Annotated in this window: 4 protein-coding genes and 2 pseudogenes; 3 read left to right on the top strand and 3 right to left on the bottom strand. The window is 66.5% G+C overall.

Annotation, left to right across the window (positions count from 1 at the left end):
* Positions 1-114: pseudogene (locus J4557_RS48830) on the top strand (IS5/IS1182 family transposase); the annotation flags it as partial.
* Between the two features lie 363 nt (positions 115-477).
* Here the strand turns inward: J4557_RS48830 and J4557_RS48825 are convergent.
* Together J4557_RS48825 and J4557_RS48820 are read right to left on the bottom strand one after the other, a co-directional pair.
* The gene (locus J4557_RS48825) at positions 478-930 is read right to left on the bottom strand and encodes a hypothetical protein (protein ID WP_208274772.1); all 453 of its coding nucleotides are present in this window, start codon (positions 928-930) and stop codon (positions 478-480) included.
* 47 nt (positions 931-977) lie between these two features.
* A complete protein-coding gene (locus tag J4557_RS48820) occupies positions 978-1406 on the bottom strand; it encodes a hypothetical protein (protein WP_208274770.1) in 429 nt (142 codons plus the stop codon).
* On the opposite strand from J4557_RS48820, the gene J4557_RS52485 reads away from it, so the two are divergent.
* Positions 1341-1694 carry an AAA domain-containing protein gene (locus tag J4557_RS52485; RefSeq protein WP_372442615.1) on the top strand — a complete coding sequence of 118 codons (354 nt, stop codon included), beginning with the start codon at positions 1341-1343 and terminating at the stop codon, positions 1692-1694. The two genes, J4557_RS48820 and J4557_RS52485, sit on opposite strands and share 66 nt — an antisense overlap.
* 118 nt (positions 1695-1812) lie before the next feature.
* Here the strand turns inward: J4557_RS52485 and J4557_RS52480 are convergent.
* Positions 1813-2313: pseudogene (locus J4557_RS52480) on the bottom strand (DUF4011 domain-containing protein); the annotation flags it as partial.
* Between the two features lie 477 nt (positions 2314-2790).
* Between J4557_RS52480 and J4557_RS48810 the strand changes: the two are divergent.
* Positions 2791-4746 (top strand): TerD family protein, encoded by a 1956-nt coding sequence (locus tag J4557_RS48810; RefSeq protein WP_243777551.1) that lies wholly within the window; start codon positions 2791-2793, stop codon positions 4744-4746.
* Positions 4747-5290: the final 544 nt, after the last annotated feature.

The following is a 5290-nucleotide window of genomic DNA, read 5'->3' as shown; positions in this document are numbered from 1 at the left end:
GCCCAGCTCAAGTCATGGCGAATCCTACGGAAGCTGCGCTGCTGCCCCCACCGCGCCGGCCGCATCGCCAAGGCCATCCATACCCTGCAACTCCGCGAAACCGCAGCACGCTGAAAAAGGCTCACTGGTTCACCTGGTCGCGGGCGGCCGGATGCCGATTCACGCTCGGCTCGATGACCAAGGTCAAGCCCCGACTCTCCGTCCATGAACTGCGGCCGAGGGAGGGCTGAAGAGCGCCCGCTCTCTCCGGAGGCCACCCGACCGGCCCGGCGGGAGATGACCGATGTGCTCGGATCAAGTCGAGGGCACAGGACCGTTCCTAGAGGGGTCGGAAGGGTGACGACCACCGGAATCGGGTCGGAGCCGCGCGCCGATGTGCCGCCAGGCCGGCGATGGGGAACAGTCCATGAACAGCCTCTGGGACCACGGTCAGCGCCGCAGCAGCACGGACCCCATCGCGGCTATCCAGGGCGGCCTTCAACGTGTCCTACGGGGTGCGGCCGTCTCCTTCAGATACCCCCGCTGTCCCACCTGTCGGGCGGTGGCGGTGCTCAGCGCCGTGGTGACTTCTTTGAGGTGTTCCCGGGGGAAGTGGAGTTGTGCCCAGCAGGAAGGGACCACGGTGTCGCCGTCGGCGGCGAGGTAGACGAAGACGTCCCAGGCATCGGCGCGGGTCCACCGGTTGAGCCGCTCGCGCGTTTTCGGCAGGGCTCTCAAGAGGAGGTCGAGCATGGTGCGCGCGTCGTCGGCGGGCATCTTCAGCCAGGCTTGGCCGGCGTAGAAGTCGGCGTGCCGTCGCCGCCCTGGCCCCGTCGCCAAGCCGTGGCCGCACCGGATCGAGGCCCCCAGGTCCTGGCAGCATCCGGCGGTGCTCAGACCCAACGTCCACAGGGCGCGGACCAGTGGGATCATGTCGAGGTCGATGTCCACCTCGTCACCTGCTGGGGTGGCCAGGCGCCGGGAGGGGTGGATGTTGGCTAGGTCAGGCATTGCTCGGCCTCCGTGAGGTGCCGGCGAACGACGCGTTGGATAGCCTCGTCGGCTTCGGGGTCAGGCATCCAGTGCACTCTTTGCCGCAGGTACCACTCGCAGATCCAGACGCGGTGCCAGCCGCCCGCCCACACCTCAGCGGGCAGGCCCCCACGCTCCGCGGCCGCACTTTCAGGGCCGCCGGCGGCGATGTAGGCGCCGATCATCTCCGCGATGGCGGTGACGTCGAGCGGTAGCGGGGTGTCGCGCCAGGACGCCAGATCCAGCAGGCCCGGGCCGGTGAACGCCCGCGCCCAGTCCAGGATGCGAGCCAGTGCGTCGCGGCGGCGCTCGACGGGCGGTCGTTCATCATGGATGGCCCGCCTGGCACCGGCAAGAGCCAGACCATCGCCAACATGATCGCGGCGCTCATGCACAAGGGCCGCAGCGTCCTGTTCGTCAGCGAGAAGGCCGCCGCGCTGGATGTGGTCCGCAACCGCCTGTGTCCAGGACGAGGGGCGTCAGCTCGGGAGGCTGAAGTTCGTCGATCCTGTCGGTGTCGAGGGGATCGAAGTACAGCGCGTCCTCGGGCAGGTGCGAGGCTTCGCCGAGCCCGATGGCCTGAACGAGGGGATGGGCCAGGATCTGGTCCTCGTGGTCGAGCAGGTCCCGGTACATCGCCTCCTTGTGGGAGCGGAACGTCGCGAGCACGACGTCCTCGTTGACCTCCCAGTCCGGATGGCCGGCGACGGCGGTCCGCACGGCGGAGAGGGTGCCGAGAAGGTCCTTCATGCTGTCGGGGTCGGGCCAGTCGACGCCGAGTTGCCCCATCTTGACGGCCAGCGCCGGGTTGGGAACGGCGTCCTCGCTCTGCTCGATGATCAGCCTGAACAGACCGGGGCCGAGGCGGTCGAGCCGCACCGGGACGAGCAGCAGCGGCGCCAGGCTGAAGCCCTCCGCACCCGGCTCGCGCCATTTGAGAAAGGCCACACCGAGTTGGAGCGTCCACAAGCCGGTGTCGTTGAACACCTGATTGGAGTCGCGATAGAGCTTGCGGAGCGACGCGTCGAGGGAGACCCGGGTGGTCTTCTGCGTGACGATCCCACCGGCGTCCACAAGGTCGGCCAGACCCTCGCCGTCCCCCTCGTCCTCGGGAAGCTCGGCGAACCGCAGGCCCGAGTCCAGATCGACGAGCAGCGGACCGGCCAGCGGGGATCGGATCTCCAGTGTGGCCGTGCGCGTGGGCCGGAAGTTCAGCAGCCGGTTCCGGCCGGTGAGATCGATCAGGTCGTCGCGCCATCTGCCCAGTACGTTCCGCAACAGGGCGCGTGGCTGCTCATCCATCACTGAGCCCCAAACCTAACTCCCCTTCTGGCAGGACCCGGGCCGGTAAAGTCCCAGCCAGCAGCAGGAGCGATTCTGACACGTTGATTCCTAAGTTGACGGGGCCGATTGCGGACGGCAAACGGTGGGACGCCTTGGTCAGTCGGCCGGTTGACCTCTGCGGCGCATCGGCCAGGCAGCCGTGAGCTCAATCGACCATAAGTCGAAGTGCCTGATCAAGGTAGCCAGTCGTTCTGCGCACCTAGTTCCGATGCGTCAAGCCTCCACCCCACATGAACACCCGCTAGCTGCGCGGACTTGTGATGGCCGGGTGTGGCCCCTCGCACCCGGTGGGTCTCGGCCAGCAGGCTCATCGACATACATTGGCGTCGCGTGTGCGAGTGATCGCCCTCCGTATTTCCACGGGGTCCGAGGCTTTCACTGCTCCCTCTGCACACGTGAGGTACTACCAACCAAGGAGCCGAAGAAGTGCAGCAGATGTCCAAGGGCGCCAACATCGACCTGTCCAGCCTTACCGCCGCAACCGGGCCTTTGACGGTGGCGCTGAGCTGGATCGATCCTTCGGGTGAAGGTGAAGCCGATGTCTCGGTGCTCTTGGCCGGCAGCGACGGCAAGGTCGGTAGCGACGCCGACTTCGTCTTCTACAACCAGCCCACGACCGCTGATGAATCAGTGCGGCTGCTGGGCAAATCCCCCACTGCCACAGGGAGCGAGGATCGTATCCTCGTCGACCTCGGCGCTCTGCGGCCCGATGTACAGCGCGTGGTCATCGCCGCCAGCCGCTACGCCGAAGCGACGTTCGGCGCCTTGAACGAGCTGTGCCTGACGATCTCCGACAGCACCGGAGCCGAACTTCTGGCCTTCCCCATCAAAGACGCCGACAGCGAGACCGCGTTCATCTTCGGAGAGCTCTACCGCCGAGACGACAGCTGGAAATTTCGCGCCATCGGCCAAGGCTACGCATCCGGACTCGCCGGGCTGGCCGCCGACTTCGGCATCAGCGTCGACGACAGCGAAGAGCAGCAACCCGAGCCGGCACCCGCTCAACCGGCGGATCCGCCCACCGCCGACGGGCCGGACACCATCGCCGACCGTGCAGCCCCAGAAGCCACCCTCATTGAGAGCAAGCGTCCACAGCGTGTCCGGACCGCCAAGAAGAAGGTCACGGCCCCCAAAGCAGTAAAGGTCAGCCTGGCTGAGCACCCCTCCTGGCAGCATGCACGACTGTTCCCGGTCACCGGACTGCGCAACGACCAGGAACGCGAAGCACGCGCCACAGCCACTCTGCTGGCAGTGATGGCCCAAGTCCCCGAGTTCGGCCGCCGCCTGACCGCACGGTTTAACGCCCCGGCGGGCACCATCCAGACCTTCGCCGAGGCGAGCTTCAAGCACGGCGAGGGCAAGGTCCGGCCCGACGGGGTGCTGCGTGTCGCTCGAGCGGGCAGGATCTGGACCGCTCTCATCGAAACCAAGACCGGCGGCAACCCCCTCAAAGCCGACCAGGTCGAGGCCTATCTGCAAGTCGCGGCCCGGCACGGCTACGAAACCGTGATCACTTTGTCCAACGACCTGGCCCTGACCAACGAGCACCCCCTCCAGGTCGATAAACGGCTGCTGCGCAAGGTCGCGCTGCGCCACCTGTCCTGGGCCGAGGTCGCCCACGAAGCCGACATGCTCTGTCACCACGACGGCGTGGCCAACCCCGTCCACGCCTGGCTGCTCAGCGAACTGCTGCACTACCTGCGCCAAGACAATGCAGGCTGCCAAGGCTTCCGCGACATGGGCGCCGCCTGGGTCCCGGTCCGCAACGCCGTCACCACCAGCACCCTGCGCCTGGGCGACCGCCGCGCCATGCACGTCGCCGAAAGCTGGGAGAAACTCCTACGCCAACTGTGCCTGCGCCTCAGCGGCCAGACCGGCCAGACCATCGCCCCCGTCCTACGCAAACGACGCGACGGCGACGCATCCGTCCGCCGCCTGCAGACCGTCACCTCGCTCGTCGAGACCGGACGCATGAGCGCCGAAATACGGATCCCCAACGCCGGCGGCCCCGTCCTCCTCGAAGCCGACCTGCGCACCGGTCAGATCGAAACCACCGTCGAGATCCCCGCCGCCGCACGCGCACGCTCCCTCACACGCGTCCAATGGCTCCTGCGCCAACTCGCCCAAGCCCCACCCGAACTGCGCATCGAAGCACTCACCGCCGGGCACAACACCGGCCCATGCGACCTGCTGAAGAACCTCATCGCCGAACCCGGCCTCCTCGTCCCCGACGACGCCGAGCAGATCACCTCATTTCGGCTGACCCTGTCCTCCAACATGGGCACCAAACGAGGAACCGAAGAGACCGGCTTCGTCCGCAGCATCGACCTGGCCATGGACCGCTTCTACCAGGAGATCCTGCTCGTACTGAAACCCGACACCACCCAATGAGTTTCCTGCCTTCCACCTGGTCAGAAACCCACCGACAGGTGGTCCGGCACGGAACCGTGCCGGACCACCAAGACCGGCTGGTTACTCACCGACGACGTGGAGCGGCAGGAGTCCACACGCGGCGACACCTGTGGAACCTCGCCCCAGGTCGAGGCGGCAGAGGAGTCGCACTTTGGTTGGCTCGACAAAGAACTCGTCGACTTTATGGTGGCCGGAGAAATGCCAAGGACGTAACGCTCTACATGATGAAATGGCGGGCGCGTTCCACAACACCGAAAGGGTACATCCTTACTGCGGGAACATTCCCCGTGCGGCTACGAGGTAGCGTTCCACCGGTCACGCGGCACAGCGACCGGGCCAATTGAGAACAACGATCTGAGCCTCCAGCATCGCTCAAGCAGTCCGGTCAGAGCGAGTTTTAGAGCGTGTCTCACGTGGATCCGACCGCCGGTGTGCGGCATGATTTGGGGGCATGTCGTCGGATCTTGCGCTGCGGCTGGTGCCGGACGAGTTGTGGGCGATTGTTGAGCCGTTGATTCCGGGG

It is taken from the genome of Actinomadura nitritigenes (assembly GCF_017573545.1).
GTDB lineage: Bacteria > Actinomycetota > Actinomycetes > Streptosporangiales > Streptosporangiaceae > Spirillospora > Spirillospora nitritigenes.
This window is presented reverse-complemented; position numbering and strand designations above follow the sequence as displayed.